Below are 14,160 nucleotides of genomic sequence, written 5' to 3'. Positions count from 1 at the left end.
GCGCTTTTTATAGTTGAAAAAAAGTCTGAATTTCCAGCAATTCAATCCTGTTCCCAAATGGATCAAAAAAAGAAAATCTCTTAACCCCCGGAATCTCCGTTTCATTTTGAATCTTGATCTTATATTTTTTAAGCAGGTCCCTGGCAGCTTCGAGATCCGCTACCTGAAAGGCAGGATGACGTTTGCTTGTCACCTGCTCCATTTTTTCAAGACCGATATGGAGCTCGGCGTTTCCTGCTTTGCACCAAAACCCGCCATTCTTTAATAGAGAATCGGGTTTTTTCATTTCTTCAAATCCCAAAGCATCCAAATAAAATTCACGCGCTTTTTGTTCTTCTTCAATTGGTGCACACAGCTGGATATGATGCAGTTTTACGATTGATAAACTCATGTCTTTTCCCCCTAAAAAATTAGATTGTAAAATAACTGTATGATGATCAGAACGGTAATCAGCCGGATCAGCCACGAGGCGTGGGCAAACTTAAGCTTACTTGCAAATCTTACTCCAAGCTGAGCTCCAATAATGCTTCCGGCGGCCAGACTCAGGGCGATTGTCCAGTTCATGATTCCTGCCATTGCATATGCGGAAAATGCGCCAGAGCAGCTTAAAAACGTTTGAAATCTCGTATATGCAACAGATTTAATATACGAAAACCCCTGATGCAGGAAGGTGTACATCAGAAGAGTTCCCTGGCCTGGGCCGAACATGCCGTCATAAGCGCCAATCCCAAAGACTAGAGGATAAAGGCTTTTTTTCATTTTGTCCTTCTCTGAGTTTTGTTCTTTCGGTTTTTTTATAAAGTTTAATCCTAAAGCGAAAATTAGCAGGAAAAGAGCAATATACGTCATTGTGTTTTCGTCAATCCTGCTCGTGAAAAAAGCTCCGGCAATTCCTCCTGATATCGTAAAAGGGGCTGTATACATGATCTCTCTAATATGAATCTCCCGTCTCTTCAGCAGCACATAAAAACTTGAAAAAGAACTCAGCGTATTGGCAAATTTATTAGAGGAGATGATTGTATGAACAGGCAAGCCGTAAAGCAGCATAAGCGGCATATTGATCATACCTCCGCTGCCCGCAAGAGTGCCGATAAAAGTAGCTGCAATTCCAATGAAAAAAATCGGCCATTCCATGAAATCATCACATCCTGTCTTAAATTGTTTCTTCAAATTTAGTATATTCTTCCTTTATTGATTATGAAATGTTGAAAAAATTAGCTTATAATATAAGAAAAACTTATCAAGGGGAATGCAGATGCAGTTAACGGAATTAAGAATGCTCGTTGTTCTGTCAGAGGAAATGAATATGCGGAAAGCATCTGAGCGGCTGTTTGTCTCCCAGCCTGCACTGTCTCAAAGACTGCAGTCGATTGAAAAATCATGGGGTTTTCAAATTTTTATCCGCTCTCAAAAAGGACTTACTCTAACTCCATCAGGTGAAAAGATTGTAGCTTTTGCAAAAGAGGTAACGAAAAAAGAAGAGAAACTGAGAGAGGAAATATCAGAGCTTGAAGGAGAGGTTCATGGAACACTTAAGATAGCCGTTGCTTCAATTATTGGACAGCACTGGCTGCCTAACATATTGAAGCAATATGTCAGTAAATACCCGCATGCGAAAATATCACTTATAACAGGCTGGAGCAGCGAAATTTTAAAAAGCATGTACGAGGACCATGTTCACATCGGCATCATCAGAGGGAATCCTGAGTGGAAAGGCGTCAAACAGCATTTGCTGACAGATACTCTGTATTTAGTTGACGCTGAAATTCAGAAGGTTGAGGACCTGATTGAAACGGAAAGGCCTTTTATCCAATTTAAAAGCGATTCATCTTACTATCAGGAAATTCAGGATTGGTGGCACAAACATTTTCAAAGCAGTCCGAAACGCACCATTGTGGTGGATCAGATCGAAACGTGCAAACAAATGGCCTACAATGGCATTGGCTATGCCATTCTGCCATCCGTTACACTTCTTGATGATGAACGAGATATCTATAAAATACCGCTGCTGAATGAACACGGAGAGCCGATCGTCAGAGATACCTGGCTGCTCGGATTTGAATCTTCGTTTAAATTAAAGCAGGTTCAGGCATTTCTGGATGTATTAAAAGAGAATAAGAATGAGATTCTTTAAGCAGCTTTCATTTCATATGGAGCTGCTTTTCTTTATTAAAGGCTCTTTTCTTAAACTTAGCTGGTTTGAGACTAAATGCTTTAAACTTTAGCGGGATAAACTTGACTCCTGAGGAAAAAGAGCGAAATGGAAGACCCCGCAGGCTCGCCGGGGAGGCTTCCACGCTCCCGCGGAAAGCAAGTTCCAGGAGCGAAAAGGGACTGTAAGTATTAATAATCAAAAACAGCCTTATTTTAAAACACCATTGACAATGAGAATCAATTTCAATTATAGTGAACATATGAAAATGAAAATCATTATCAATTAAAGAGGTGGATTTGTTGAAAAAAACTCTTATTATATATGCAAGTATGTCAGGAAATACAGAAGATATCGCTAAACTGATCGGAAAAAGACTGGAAGAAGATGAAATGGAAATTACATATGAAGAAATGGATGCTTGTGATCTAGAGAGTATCAAAGAGTTCGATTATATCCTCGCTGGATCCTATACATGGGGGGATGGAGATCTTCCTTATGAAGCGGAGGACTTTTATGAAGACTTGGCTTCAGTTGATCTTACAGGAAAAAATATCGGCTGCTTTGGATCAGGCGATCATACTTATCCGAAGTTTTGTGAAGCAGTCGACTTATTACAAAGAAGATTTACAGAAACTGGGGCGGCTGTTTTTGCAGACTTGCTGAAAATAGAGGGTTCACCAGAATCAGAAGAGGATATTTCAGCATGCATCCAGTTTGCAGAAGCTTTTTCTGTGTGGTGTGCCAAAAGCGGGAAGGTGACATTACATGTTTCATAGAGGTGCAACAGCAGTCGAAAAAGTTGCGGGAAGCGGATATTTTGTAGCCATAAAAAATGAAGGGCTTTATTTTTTTGATGGTGAGGATCAATGGGAAATGCTTCTCAAAATTGATAAGAAAATCCGATGTTTAAAACTGCTTGGATCCTATTTATTTGGAGTTGGGGAAGACGGGTTTATTTTTAGAATGAATACATTAGATTACACGAGCACAGAAGCTTATTTGCCCACTACAGCAGCCATCTGGTCCATTGCCGGCAATGATGATGGAACGGTCATCATTCACGGAAAACATACGATTTATCAGTCAACTGACAGCGGGAGATCATGGATTGGCTTTAAGCCGTTTAAGCACTTTTCCTCAAAACCTGTAATCAGATCCCTCTGCCTTCACGAAAATCAGCTTTTTATCGGTACACAGATTCATGCAGAGCATGGAGGCTTGTGGAGATATGATTACCATACAGGCTCTTTTACAAGAATTAAACACGAGGCACATTCCATGATTTCTTCGATTGCCGTTGATAAAAATAGAAATCTGCTGGTCTGCAGAGGCTCTGCAAAAGGCCATGCAGGAAGTATTGAAATGACTAAGCTGAATGAAGGGCATGACCTTAACTGGATCAGCTGTCAAAATATCTACAGCGAGGAAGCGTTTCTGGATGTTTTTTGTGATGAAATGATCACATATGCCGCTTCAAGTCAAGATAAATACGGATATTCCAGGATATATGCATTAAATGAGGCTACAATGGCTCTTTTTCCTGCTGAAACATTAAAAGGGCATGCATTCAGAGTTGCAGGCAGCGGACGTTCATTTTTTGCAGCAGGTCTTCATGAAAGCAAACAAGGTGACTTGTACGGTTATTCAGCAGTGGTTCATTAAGAAAGGAGATTGAATAAATGGGGAAAACAGCCATAATTTATGCAAGCATGTCAGGCAATACGGAAGCCATTGCCGATTTAATTGAGAAAGGTTTAAAAGAAGCAGGCTCAGAAGCTGAAAAGTTTGAAGCGATGGATATTGACGGCTCGGTTTTCGAAGAGTATGATCACTTATTAATTGGTGCTTATACATGGGGAGACGGGGAGCTGCCTGATGAAATGCTGGATCTTTATGATGAGATGGACGATTATGATTTTGAAGATAAGACGATCGCATTATTTGGTTCAGGTGATACTGCTTATGATATTTTTTGCGGTGCGGTTGACCTGCTCGCTGAAAAAATCCAGCAGAATAACGGCTCTCTGATCATGGAAAGCCTAAAAATTGAGTGTTTTCCGGATGGAGAACAGGAGGATGCCTGTTTAGAGTTTGGACGTCAGTTTGCCCGTATTGTAAAGCTTGCTGTACGTTCTTAATTTGTGCAGTCAATCGGCTTGTCAACAACCCCTTCCTTTGATACAGTAATGAAGTACATAGTCTGAAGGAGGAATACATATGAAAATGATGGATGCAAATGAGATTATTTCATTTATACAAAATAGCACGAAATCAACACCTGTAAAAGTTTACGTTAAAGGTGACGTAGAAGGCATTGATTTTGGTTCTTCTTCAAAAACATTTTTAAATGGAAACAGCGGGGTTGTGTTTGGTGAATGGGCTGAAATTCAAGAGGCCTTAACAAAAAATGAAGCAAATATTGAAGATTTCGTTGTGGAAAATGACCGTCGCAATTCAGCGATTCCATTGCTTGACATGAAAGGCATCAAAGCACGCATCGAGCCGGGAGCGATCATACGTGATCAAGTGGAAATCGGCGATAATGCTGTTATTATGATGGGTGCTTCTATTAATATCGGTTCTGTAATTGGTGAAGGTACAATGATCGACATGAATGTTGTCCTTGGCGGACGCGCAACTGTCGGAAAAAACTGTCATATTGGAGCAGGTTCTGTTCTTGCGGGAGTTATTGAACCGCCATCAGCTAAACCGGTAGTTATTGAAGATGACGTAGTCATCGGAGCAAATGCAGTTGTCCTTGAAGGCGTTACTGTCGGAAAAGGAGCGGTTGTTGCTGCAGGAGCGATCGTTATTGATGATGTAGCTCCTTATACAGTTGTAGCTGGCACACCAGCACGAAAAATTAAAGAAATCGACGAAAAAACAAAATCAAAAACAGAAATCAAACAAGAATTAAGACAGCTATAATACGGGTTTCTGTTTTTAAGGCGTGGATGACTTTCATCCGCGCCTTCTCTATAGGTTAAGGGGGAAGCGTCATGGATCAGCTGAAAGCATTAATTAAGATTCGAAGGGATCTCCACCGTATCCCGGAGCTTGGTTTTCAGGAGTTTAAAACGCAGGAATACCTTCTGAATTATTTAAGTTCACTGCCATCTGAAAGACTTGAAATGAAAACGTGGAAAACCGGAATATTTGTGAAAGTGAAAGGGATCGATCCATTGAAAACAATTGCTTACCGAGCAGATATGGATGGGCTGCCGATTGTTGAAGAAACGGATTATTCTTTTCAATCAGAGCACAGAGACCGCATGCATGCATGCGGTCATGACTTTCATATGACGATTGCACTTGGCATCATCACTTATTTTGTTCAAAATCAAGTTCGAGATGATCTTCTCTTTATTTTTCAGCCTGCTGAAGAAGGACCAGGCGGAGCCGAACCTATGCTGCAGAGTGAAGTTATGAAAGAGTGGAAGCCAGACTTAATTACCGCACTCCATATTGCGCCAGAATATCCGGCAGGTACAATTGCCACCCGTCCTGGTTTGCTTTTTGCCAATACTTCTGAGCTTTTTATTGACCTAAAAGGCAAAGGCGGGCATGCGGCATATCCTCATACAACACAGGATATGATCGTTGCGGCAGCTTCACTTGTCACTCAGCTTCAGTCTGTTGTTGCAAGGAATGTTGATCCATTGGACAGTGCAGTCATTACATTCGGGAAAATTACCGGCGGGACAGTGCAAAATATCATTGCAGAAAATGCAAGACTTGAAGGAACCATCCGAACGCTTTCTGTTGAATCCATGGTAAAAGTAAAAGAGCGGATCGAAGCGCTTGTTCATGGGCTCGAGATTGGCTATGCATGCAAGGCGGCTATTGATTATGGCGCAATGTACCACCAAGTATATAATCATCACGAGCTTACTGAAGAATTCATGGACTTCACAAAAGGAAACACGGATACAGAGGTTGTATTATGCCGTGAAGCGATGACAGGCGAAGATTTCGGCTATATGCTTGATGAAATCCCAGGCTTTATGTTCTGGCTCGGGGTGGAATCTCCATACGGACTGCATCATTCTAAACTGCAGCCAAAAGAAGAAGCAATTGAAACAGCTGTTCAGCTGATGTGCAAATATTTTCTCTATAAAGCAAATTGAATCCAAGAATAAACGTCCCCTCCATGTGACACATTAGTGATAGGAGGTGGATGAAATGCCAAAAATAGGTGTTGAACAATCATTATCAGATGTAACAGCAGCACTTCAGGAAAAAGGCTATGAGGTCGTTCAATTGCGAAATGAAGAAGATGCAAAAGGCTGTGATTTCTGCATCATTACCGGTCAAGATTCCAATATTATGGGGATCAGCAATGCGGTGACTAGCGGATCTGTTTTCAGTGCGAGCGGTTATACGGCAGATGAAATTTGCCAGCATGTTGAAAGCAGAATGCAATAACACATATTAAAAAAGCTGCCGTTCGGCAGCTTTTTATATTGACATTTTTAATTTTGTACTTCATGGGCTTTCTTTTCAACAAATACCTGATGCGGAAATGGAATCTCAATCCCGTGGGCATCAAGTGTTTCTTTTAATTTCTTGCGGAGATTTCTTTCGACTCCCCACTGCATCATATTTTCAGTTTTGGCTATGATGCGGATGACAACATCTGAAGCTCCTAAACCCTGAACCCCTATGACGCTAGGTCCGTCAACGATCGCGGGATCTTCAGCAGCAATTCGGTCGCACGCTTCCTGCAGAATGCCGATGGCCTCATCAATATTATCATCATATGAAATTCCTATATCAACAAGCGCTCTCATATTTCCGCGCGAATGGTTGCTTAAACTGACAATTTCACGGTTCGGCACAAAGTTCAATGTACCGTCAAAGCTTCTTATCTGAGTCGTCCGCAGACCAACCTGCTCAACAATGCCGGAATAACCTGCAGTCGTAACATAATCCTCCACATCCAGTTGTTTTTCGAGAAGTAAAAAGAAACCTGTTACAACATCGCTTACAAGGCCCTGAGCTCCAAAGCCGATCGCAAGTCCGACAACTCCGGCACCTGCAAGGAGTGCTGTCGCATCATATTCAAATACCTCGAACACCATAACAACAAAAATGAAAATTAAAAGATAAGAAAAGAGATTCAAAGTTAGGCTTTGAAGGGTTCTTGATCTGCCGACTGAAATGGACTGGCGCTGCTGCACACGAGTAAACGTCTTATCTACAATCCGTGTTCCAATCGCTTTTACCACGATAAAAGCAATCAGGATCCCGATCAGCTTTAAGGTAATAATTCCTGCAGTGGTCATGAGACCTGCCCAATTAATTTTGTTCAGTAAATCAAAAAATTCCATATACAACATCCTTCCTGTGCAAATAAAAGCAAGACTAATTATTTGGTTACCCGCTGCTGTGCATGTTAAACTTAATTTGTAGAAATCAATCGGATTTTGAAGAAGTTTGATGATTGATATGGGGCAGAAAAGGGAATACCAATTGATGTATTCATTTGAACTTGAGCAGTCTATATTAAATTAATTATTATTTAACATTGACTAAAAAATCCGATTGCTCTATAATGTTTATTGTGAAATGAATAAGTCACCAGTTGAGAAAATCGTGTGATTATTCTCAATTAAGCTGATATCGATTCCAGATATCAAAATACATTTTGGAGGGATACATAATGGCAGAACGCATGGTAGGAAAACAAGCTCCGCGCTTTGAAATGGATGCTGTAATGGCTAACAAAGAATTCAGTAAAGTAAGTCTTGAAGAAAACATGAAAAACGATAAATGGACAGTATTATTCTTTTATCCAATGGATTTCACGTTTGTATGTCCAACTGAAATTACATCAATGTCTGACCGCGCAGACGAGTTCGAAGACCTTGATGCTGAAGTAATCGGCGTTTCAACAGATACAATTCATACTCATCTTGCATGGATCAACACAGACCGCAAAGAAAACGGTCTTGGGGACCTGAAATTCCCGCTTGCAGCTGATACTAACCACGTTGTATCACGCGAGTACGGTGTGTTAATCGAAGAAGAAGGTGTTGCTCTTCGCGGACTATTCATCATCAATCCAGACGGCGAGCTTCAGTATGCTGTTGTAAACCACAACAACATCGGCCGAGATGTGGATGAAACACTGCGTGTGCTTCAAGCATTGCAAACTGGCGGACTTTGCCCGGCAAACTGGAAGCCAGGACAAGCAACTCTATAAGTTTTTAAAGAAATGGAAGGTCTAACTCTCGGTTAGGCCTTTTTTAGAAGATAAGAAAGTATTAAAGTTTGTGCTTCGATTGCGAGCGGAATTGCTCAGGCTCCTCGGCCAGAACGGCTTTGAAAGTATTGACAAAAAGCGCCTTTTCTGTCAGATCTTTATCTGTCATGCCTGAGCTAAACGGGCGCTTGCGCTTTTCTTAAACAAATAATGGAGGGGTTCATAATGAAATTACGCGAACAAATGCCGGAATTAAACGGTGCAGCTGAATGGCTGAACGGCCAGCAGACAAAAGAAGAATTAATCGGTGAAAAACCAACACTCATTCATTTTTGGTCTGTAAGCTGCCATCTATGCAAAGAAGCAATGCCTCAGGTTAATGAATTCAGAGATCAGTACAAAGATAAATTGAACGTAGTTGCCGTTCACATGCCGAGATCAGAAGACGATCTTAACTTAGAGGACATAAAAAAAACAGCAGCAGAGCATGACATCACACAGCCGATTTTCGTTGACAGCGAACACAAGCTGACAGACGCTTTTGATAATCAATATGTGCCTGCGTATTATGTATTTGATAAAACTGGAGCTCTTCGTCATTTTCAGGCAGGAGGAAGCGGCATGAAAATGCTTGAAAAGCGTGTAAACCGCGTATTGGCTGAAACAGAAAACGCTGCAGAATAAGAGGAGAGTGCCCCCTTAGAATGGGGCGCTTTTTTTTGTTCGTAAATAATGCAGCTGTTTTCGCTGAAGTATTCGACAAAAAGCAGGCTAACACTTGTCCAAAAGTTGATTTTCATCTTCTATCAATGTATAATAAAAAAGTTAGTTCATAATATACAACCCTTCTACCAAGAAATAATAGAGATTCACATTCAATTATCCTCAGTGGATAATCTAGGTTTTTTAAGTTCAAATCCTTTGATTTTTGTTAGCTTAATTCAAGCTGGCGCGGTCATCGGAGCCGCAAGGACGAAAGAGAGGTAGGGCTTTCGTTGCTTTGTGTTCACAGTTAAATAAATGAATGGCCAATAGATATTGTCAGACTATCAGTCAAATCTTTTTAAGATGAATTCATATGGGGTTTAGCATTCACATGTTATAAAGGCTATCTATTCCTCTTATTGATACTCTTTATAATATGTGAATATTTTATTTACCATGTTGTAAAGAGTAGGACATATTAAAAAATTTTTGGAGGTTTTCTCATGCAAGCAACTGGAAAAGTAAAATGGTTTAATTCAGAAAAAGGCTTTGGATTTATCGAAGTTGAAGGCGGAAACGATGTATTCGTTCACTTCAGCGCGATCACTGGCGAAGGGTACAAAACGTTAGAAGAAGGCCAAGAAGTTGAATTCAACATCGTTGAAGGCAACCGCGGACCTCAAGCAGAGAACGTTGTAAAATTATAATGAACTAAAAAGCTGCCGCATGGCAGCTTTTTTTATTTTCTCCGGAAAAAATGTAATCGTTTACTATTTTACACCCCTTAAAAACTCATTGACACCGGTATTTCAATCCTGTATCTTGTTCAAGTATGTGTTTAAAATATAGGAGGTTCATTATGAACAATCAGAATGTACAACAAGTAAAAATGACAACCGCAGATCCTTCAGCGCTTGGACTTTTTGGACTTGCAATGGTTACACTCGTTGCTTCTTCGCAAAAGCTTGGGTTAACAGAGGGACTTTCATTTATTTTGCCATGGGCGATCTTTTTAGGAGGGTTTGCTCAGCTTTTTGCTTGCATCAATGATGCAAAGCATAACAATACGTTCGGAACGACTGCTTTTGGTGCATTTGGTCTGTTCTGGCTTGGCGTAGGAGGCTCTTGGCTTATTCAATTAGGTGTATTCGGGGAAGAGCTTGCAGCAAGCGTAGATCCAAAGCAGCTTGGCTTTGCTTTTGTCGGTTATTTAATCTTCAGCTTATTCATGACAATTGGTGCCATGGAAACGCATAAAGTATTATTTTTTATTTTCGTTCTTATTGATTTCTTATTTATCGGTCTTTCTTTAAGTTCTTTCGGCATCATGCACGAAGCGACGCATATGCTTGCAGCAGTATCTGAAATGCTGATTGCACTCTTATCGTTTTACGGTTCAGCGGCAGCAGTGCTGAATGCTCATTTCGGGCGTGTTTTCCTGCCGATTGGAAAACCTTTTGGCATTTTTAAAAAGTAATGGAACGGCTCCTTTTTTAAAAAAGGGGCCTTCGTTTTGTTTTTCAAGGAAAAGTGGTATACGATAGGGAAGAATCTAATACATAGGAGAGATAGCATGAATTCATTTTCAGTAGAATTTCATAAAGAAGATCAAACAGATGCAATGACCGTACAAAAATTGAACGAGGAAGATTTTCACCGTGTAACAGAAGGCGGAACGCGCCATTTGTTCGAACTTGATACAAATGTCGGCTTTTTCATATTCTTTGACGGAGAAGATCAAGAGGGCAAAGAGTGGTACCTCGTTCTTCATTATGAAGAAGAGCAGGAAGATCCAAGCGCTTGCTATTCCTTTGAATTGAAGGATTTCTATCAATTCACGGCTCTTTATTTAAATGATCTGGAATTTAATGAAGAAACGAACGAAGAGGAAGAAGGACACGGGCCGATCCATCATTTGGCGCATCTTCTGTTTCATATCGTAGAAGAAGGCAAAAAAACAGAAGTATAAGAAAAGCGCAAGCGCCCGTTTAGCTCCGACAGGCAGATAAGGATCCGCCAGAAAAGGCGCTTTTTGCCTTTACTGGCGGATCCGTTCTGACCGAGGAGTTGGGCGATGGAGCTAGACATCGAAGCGCAAAATTTTATACTTCTTAACTCTTAAAATGGAGCAGGCTAATCGCCTGCTCTTTCTTAATTTTCTTCTGAATAATGTCCCTGGCAGAATTCCTTGATCATAGCTTCTTCTTCTTCATCAAGCTCGAAATCAAGGAATGTATTTGTTTCCTTTTCCATAAGGTGATAAACAGAAATTCTGCCGCCTGTGTCATCCACTAAGTAAATCACCTTTAAGAGCAGTCCTTTTTCTGTATACAATTCATCGTCTTCTTCCACATCAAGCTCCAGGAAGAATTCATAGCGATCTCCTGATAGAATTCCGAATGGATCATGCAATTTTTCAACCGTGTAGGCTGCAATATTCAATATGTATCATTCCAATCTCTCAATTTAATTCAATTGTCTCCTCTTTATCCTAACGAAAAAAAGAAGATAACACAAATTTTACATTAAAATGTTATAAAATCTTACATCACCAACCTCCTTTTTTACATTGTGCAAGAGAAATGAATGAAACCTTTTAACAATTTGTACAATGTAAACGGAGGGAATTGAAAGTAAAATAGATACATAGTTTAAATTTTTAATATTTAGAATATTATATTTATTTTTGAATAATTGTCCTAAGGAGGCTGTCGCATGTCAGACAAAGTAGTGATTGGATTAATTCAGGCCAGTAATGATGTGGATGGAAATGAGACTGTCGAAGTTCACAAAGAAAAAGCGATTGAAAAGCATATTAAGCTTGTGAAAGAAGCAAGCGAACGAGGTGCGCAGATTGTCTGTCTTCAGGAAATCTTTTATGGCCCGTACTTTTGTACAGAACAGAACACAAAATGGTACGACGCAGCAGAAGAAATTCCAAATGGACCGACAACTAAACGGTTTCAAGAGCTGGCACGTGAACTGGGCATTGTCATTGTCCTGCCAATTTACGAACGCGAAGGAATTGCTACTTATTATAATACAGCTGCAGTCATTGATGCGGATGGATCATACTTAGGGAAATACAGAAAACATCATATTCCGCATGTAGGAGTGGGCAAAGAAGGAGGCGGTTTCTGGGAGAAGTTTTACTTTAAACCGGGGAACCTCGGCTATCCTGTTTTTGACACAGCTTTTGCGAAAATTGGGGTTTATATCTGTTATGACCGCCATTTCCCTGAAGGTGCAAGGCTTCTTGGTTTAAATGGAGCTGAAATTGTCTTTAACCCTTCAGCTACAGTTGCGGGTCTTTCAGAGTATTTATGGAAGCTTGAACAGCCGGCACATGCCGTAGCAAATGGATATTACATTGGGGCCATTAACCGCGTTGGTTACGAAGGACCGTGGAACATGGGTGAATTTTACGGACAATCCTATCTGGCGGATCCAAGAGGCCGCTTTGTGGCTGAAGGAAGCCGTGACAGGGACGAGGTCGTTATCGGTGAGATGGATAAAAAATTAATTCGCGAAGTCCGGGATACTTGGCAGTTTTATCGTGACAGACGTCCCGAAACATATCAGGAAATGACGGCTTTGCTGCCTTAATCGCTGGAAAAGGAGGTTTTTATCTTGACTAGGGAAATTTCTTTAACCGATCTAGAGAGAAATTTTATGGAGGTTGAGCAGGCCCTGTCAAACAGGGAAGCGTTCGAGGAAGCGAACAGATGTTTATATTGCTACGACGCACCATGTATTCAGGCTTGTCCGACTGGTATTGATATCCCATCTTTTATTAAGAAAATTGCTTCTGGAAACCTGAAGGGATCCGCCAAAACCATAATGACAGCCAATCCTGTTGGAGCAAGCTGTTCCCGTGTTTGCCCGACAGAGGAGCTATGTGAAGGAGCATGTGTCCTTAATTCTTCTACAAAGCCGATCATGATCGGAAATCTGCAGCGCTATGCCACTGATTGGGCGATTCATAATGAACAAGTCCTGTTTAAAGCAGGTGAAAAGAATGGCAAGACTGTAGCCATTGTTGGCGGAGGTCCTGCAGGATTATCAGCTGCAAGGGAGCTTGCTCTGCTGGGTTATACCGTAACGATTTTTGAAGCGGAACAATATGCCGGAGGTTTAAATACGTATGGCATCGTCTCATTCAGGCTGCCGCAGTCCATTTCTTTTTGGGAAGTTCAGCAAGTGAAAAACCTTAATGTTGAAATCAGGACGAATACACGGGTAGGAAAAGATGTCATGGCTTCTGAATTAATAGAGAATTATGATGCTGTTGTTCTTGCTGTCGGAATGTCATCTGTTCCTAAGCTTGGCATTGAAGGCGAAGATGCAGATGGAGTATACGATGCAATTGATTTTGTAAAAGAGACAAAAACGGCCAAAACAATGGACCTAATAGGGAAAAAGGCTGTTGTTATAGGAGCCGGCAATACGGCAATCGATGCTGCAACTTGCTCTGTAAGGCTTGGTGCGGAGGAAGTCAGCATTCTATACCGCAGAACTCAGGCGGAAATGACAGCCTATGATTTTGAATATGAATTCGCCAAGCAGGACGGCGTAGCATTTAAATGGCTTACTGCCCCAAAACGGATTGTAACAAATGAGGATAATCGAGTAATAGGAATTGAATGCTTCAAAATGGAGCTTTCTGCAGGAGTTGATGGACAGCGACCTCGTCCTGTGCCCGTACCGGGTTCTGAGTTTATCATCGAAACCGATGCGGTCATCCGTGCAATCGGTCAATCCAGATACCTCCATTTAATTGAACAATTCGGGGTTGAACACTCTGATGGGGTTGTGCGTATTTCAGAGGAATCTTACCAAACCTCAAATGAGAAAATCTTTGCCTGCGGAGATGTGATTTTCGGCAAGGGCCAGGGAGATGCGATGGTCGTATCAGCGGCTCAGCAAGGAAAGCTGACAGCTTATGAGATTCATAAAAAGATATCTTTTGAAGAACGGAAGCTTGCCTGAATTTTTCATGACACTAAATAAAACGGAACTGCCTCTAATCTGTATAAGGCAGTTCCGCATTTCAGTGTCCAGCTGCATCACCCAGCTCCTCGGCCAGAACAAAATC

General features: G+C 41.0%; 18 protein-coding genes. 14 read left to right on the top strand and 4 right to left on the bottom strand.

Going from position 1 to position 14,160, the window contains the following annotated elements:
• Nucleotides 1-7: 7 nt before the first annotated feature.
• Nucleotides 8-391, bottom strand: a complete 384-nt coding sequence (locus ABEQ24_RS14695; RefSeq protein ID WP_430007486.1) for a VOC family protein — start codon at nt 389-391, stop codon at nt 8-10.
• Between the two features lie 11 nt (nt 392-402).
• A complete protein-coding gene (locus ABEQ24_RS14690; RefSeq protein ID WP_430007485.1) occupies nt 403-1,134 on the bottom strand; it encodes a sulfite exporter TauE/SafE family protein in 732 nt (243 codons plus the stop codon).
• A 121-nt stretch (nt 1,135-1,255) separates the two neighbouring features.
• On the opposite strand from ABEQ24_RS14690, the gene ABEQ24_RS14685 reads away from it, so the two are divergent.
• The 7 genes from ABEQ24_RS14685 to ABEQ24_RS14655 all read left to right on the top strand — a co-directional run bounded on the left by ABEQ24_RS14685 (nt 1,256) and on the right by ABEQ24_RS14655 (nt 6,580).
• Entirely contained in the window at nt 1,256-2,134 is an 879-nt protein-coding gene (locus ABEQ24_RS14685) for a LysR family transcriptional regulator (RefSeq protein WP_430007484.1), read from the top strand.
• A gap of 320 nt (nt 2,135-2,454) precedes the next feature.
• Nucleotides 2,455-2,931, top strand: a complete 477-nt coding sequence (locus ABEQ24_RS14680; RefSeq protein ID WP_430007483.1) for a flavodoxin — start codon at nt 2,455-2,457, stop codon at nt 2,929-2,931.
• A complete protein-coding gene (locus ABEQ24_RS14675; protein WP_430007482.1) occupies nt 2,921-3,817 on the top strand; it encodes an exo-alpha-sialidase in 897 nt (298 codons plus the stop codon). The genes ABEQ24_RS14680 and ABEQ24_RS14675 overlap by 11 nt, the downstream gene beginning before the upstream one ends.
• Before the next feature lie 17 nt (nt 3,818-3,834).
• The gene (locus tag ABEQ24_RS14670; protein WP_430007481.1) at nt 3,835-4,293 is read left to right on the top strand and encodes a flavodoxin; all 459 of its coding nucleotides are present in this window, start codon (nt 3,835-3,837) and stop codon (nt 4,291-4,293) included.
• A 79-nt stretch (nt 4,294-4,372) separates the two neighbouring features.
• On the top strand, nt 4,373-5,083 hold the full coding sequence (gene dapD / locus ABEQ24_RS14665; protein WP_430007480.1) for a 2,3,4,5-tetrahydropyridine-2,6-dicarboxylate N-acetyltransferase: 711 nt from the start codon (nt 4,373-4,375) through the stop codon (nt 5,081-5,083).
• Nucleotides 5,084-5,154: 71 nt separating this feature from the next.
• Entirely contained in the window at nt 5,155-6,282 is a 1,128-nt protein-coding gene (locus tag ABEQ24_RS14660) for an N-acetyldiaminopimelate deacetylase (RefSeq protein WP_430007479.1), read from the top strand.
• Nucleotides 6,283-6,337: 55 nt separating this feature from the next.
• A complete protein-coding gene (locus ABEQ24_RS14655) occupies nt 6,338-6,580 on the top strand; it encodes a YkuS family protein (RefSeq protein ID WP_430007478.1) in 243 nt (80 codons plus the stop codon).
• Nucleotides 6,581-6,627: 47 nt separating this feature from the next.
• Here ABEQ24_RS14655 and ABEQ24_RS14650 read toward each other — a convergent pair whose 3' ends face one another.
• Nucleotides 6,628-7,494, bottom strand: coding sequence for a mechanosensitive ion channel family protein (locus ABEQ24_RS14650; protein ID WP_430007477.1), 867 nt, complete (start codon nt 7,492-7,494; stop codon nt 6,628-6,630).
• A gap of 323 nt (nt 7,495-7,817) precedes the next feature.
• On the opposite strand from ABEQ24_RS14650, the gene ABEQ24_RS14645 reads away from it, so the two are divergent.
• From ABEQ24_RS14645 to ABEQ24_RS14625, 5 genes are all read left to right on the top strand, one after another.
• Nucleotides 7,818-8,360, top strand: a complete 543-nt coding sequence (locus ABEQ24_RS14645; RefSeq protein WP_430007476.1) for a peroxiredoxin — start codon at nt 7,818-7,820, stop codon at nt 8,358-8,360.
• 225 nt (nt 8,361-8,585) lie between these two features.
• The gene (locus tag ABEQ24_RS14640) at nt 8,586-9,044 is read left to right on the top strand and encodes a TlpA disulfide reductase family protein (RefSeq protein WP_430007475.1); all 459 of its coding nucleotides are present in this window, start codon (nt 8,586-8,588) and stop codon (nt 9,042-9,044) included.
• A 524-nt stretch (nt 9,045-9,568) separates the two neighbouring features.
• A complete protein-coding gene (gene cspD, locus ABEQ24_RS14635) occupies nt 9,569-9,772 on the top strand; it encodes a cold-shock protein CspD (RefSeq protein WP_070878053.1) in 204 nt (67 codons plus the stop codon).
• Nucleotides 9,773-9,924: 152 nt separating this feature from the next.
• Nucleotides 9,925-10,542: an acetate uptake transporter gene (locus ABEQ24_RS14630; protein ID WP_223441783.1), complete on the top strand. Its 618-nt coding sequence runs from the start codon at nt 9,925-9,927 to the stop codon at nt 10,540-10,542.
• A 96-nt stretch (nt 10,543-10,638) separates the two neighbouring features.
• Nucleotides 10,639-11,034 carry a cytosolic protein gene (locus tag ABEQ24_RS14625; protein WP_430007474.1) on the top strand — a complete coding sequence of 132 codons (396 nt, stop codon included), beginning with the start codon at nt 10,639-10,641 and terminating at the stop codon, nt 11,032-11,034.
• Nucleotides 11,035-11,216: 182 nt separating this feature from the next.
• On the opposite strand, the gene ABEQ24_RS14620 is transcribed toward ABEQ24_RS14625, so the two are convergent.
• Nucleotides 11,217-11,507, bottom strand: coding sequence for a DUF6509 family protein (locus ABEQ24_RS14620; RefSeq protein WP_430007473.1), 291 nt, complete (start codon nt 11,505-11,507; stop codon nt 11,217-11,219).
• Between the two features lie 273 nt (nt 11,508-11,780).
• On the opposite strand from ABEQ24_RS14620, the gene ABEQ24_RS14615 reads away from it, so the two are divergent.
• On the top strand, nt 11,781-12,671 hold the full coding sequence (locus ABEQ24_RS14615) for a nitrilase-related carbon-nitrogen hydrolase (protein ID WP_430007472.1): 891 nt from the start codon (nt 11,781-11,783) through the stop codon (nt 12,669-12,671).
• A gap of 66 nt (nt 12,672-12,737) precedes the next feature.
• Entirely contained in the window at nt 12,738-14,054 is a 1,317-nt protein-coding gene (locus ABEQ24_RS14610) for an NAD(P)-dependent oxidoreductase (protein WP_430007513.1), read from the top strand.
• Nucleotides 14,055-14,160: the final 106 nt, after the last annotated feature.

Origin of the sequence: Metabacillus idriensis, from assembly GCF_050483325.1 — a bacterium.
Taxonomy (GTDB): Bacteria; Bacillota; Bacilli; order Bacillales; family Bacillaceae; genus Bacillus_P; species Bacillus_P idriensis_A.
The sequence above is the reverse complement of the archived record's forward strand: the minus strand, read 5'-3'. Positions and strand labels throughout refer to the sequence as shown.

What these genes read in the sequence shown, in the direction of transcription:
- ABEQ24_RS14695 (WP_430007486.1), bottom strand. Translation starts at nt 391, where the DNA reads ATGAGTTTATCAATCGTAAAACTGCATCATATCCAGCTGTGTGCACCA.
- ABEQ24_RS14690 (WP_430007485.1), bottom strand. Translation starts at nt 1,134, where the DNA reads ATGGAATGGCCGATTTTTTTCATTGGAATTGCAGCTACTTTTATCGGC.
- ABEQ24_RS14685 (WP_430007484.1), top strand. Translation starts at nt 1,256, where the DNA reads ATGCAGTTAACGGAATTAAGAATGCTCGTTGTTCTGTCAGAGGAAATG.
- ABEQ24_RS14675 (WP_430007482.1), top strand. Translation starts at nt 2,921, where the DNA reads ATGTTTCATAGAGGTGCAACAGCAGTCGAAAAAGTTGCGGGAAGCGGA.
- ABEQ24_RS14670 (WP_430007481.1), top strand. Translation starts at nt 3,835, where the DNA reads ATGGGGAAAACAGCCATAATTTATGCAAGCATGTCAGGCAATACGGAA.
- dapD (WP_430007480.1), top strand. Translation starts at nt 4,373, where the DNA reads ATGAAAATGATGGATGCAAATGAGATTATTTCATTTATACAAAATAGC.
- ABEQ24_RS14660 (WP_430007479.1), top strand. Translation starts at nt 5,155, where the DNA reads ATGGATCAGCTGAAAGCATTAATTAAGATTCGAAGGGATCTCCACCGT.
- ABEQ24_RS14655 (WP_430007478.1), top strand. Translation starts at nt 6,338, where the DNA reads ATGCCAAAAATAGGTGTTGAACAATCATTATCAGATGTAACAGCAGCA.
- ABEQ24_RS14650 (WP_430007477.1), bottom strand. Translation starts at nt 7,494, where the DNA reads ATGTTGTATATGGAATTTTTTGATTTACTGAACAAAATTAATTGGGCA.
- ABEQ24_RS14645 (WP_430007476.1), top strand. Translation starts at nt 7,818, where the DNA reads ATGGCAGAACGCATGGTAGGAAAACAAGCTCCGCGCTTTGAAATGGAT.
- ABEQ24_RS14640 (WP_430007475.1), top strand. Translation starts at nt 8,586, where the DNA reads ATGAAATTACGCGAACAAATGCCGGAATTAAACGGTGCAGCTGAATGG.
- cspD (WP_070878053.1), top strand. Translation starts at nt 9,569, where the DNA reads ATGCAAGCAACTGGAAAAGTAAAATGGTTTAATTCAGAAAAAGGCTTT.
- ABEQ24_RS14630 (WP_223441783.1), top strand. Translation starts at nt 9,925, where the DNA reads ATGAACAATCAGAATGTACAACAAGTAAAAATGACAACCGCAGATCCT.
- ABEQ24_RS14625 (WP_430007474.1), top strand. Translation starts at nt 10,639, where the DNA reads ATGAATTCATTTTCAGTAGAATTTCATAAAGAAGATCAAACAGATGCA.
- ABEQ24_RS14615 (WP_430007472.1), top strand. Translation starts at nt 11,781, where the DNA reads ATGTCAGACAAAGTAGTGATTGGATTAATTCAGGCCAGTAATGATGTG.
- ABEQ24_RS14610 (WP_430007513.1), top strand. Translation starts at nt 12,738, where the DNA reads ATGGAGGTTGAGCAGGCCCTGTCAAACAGGGAAGCGTTCGAGGAAGCG.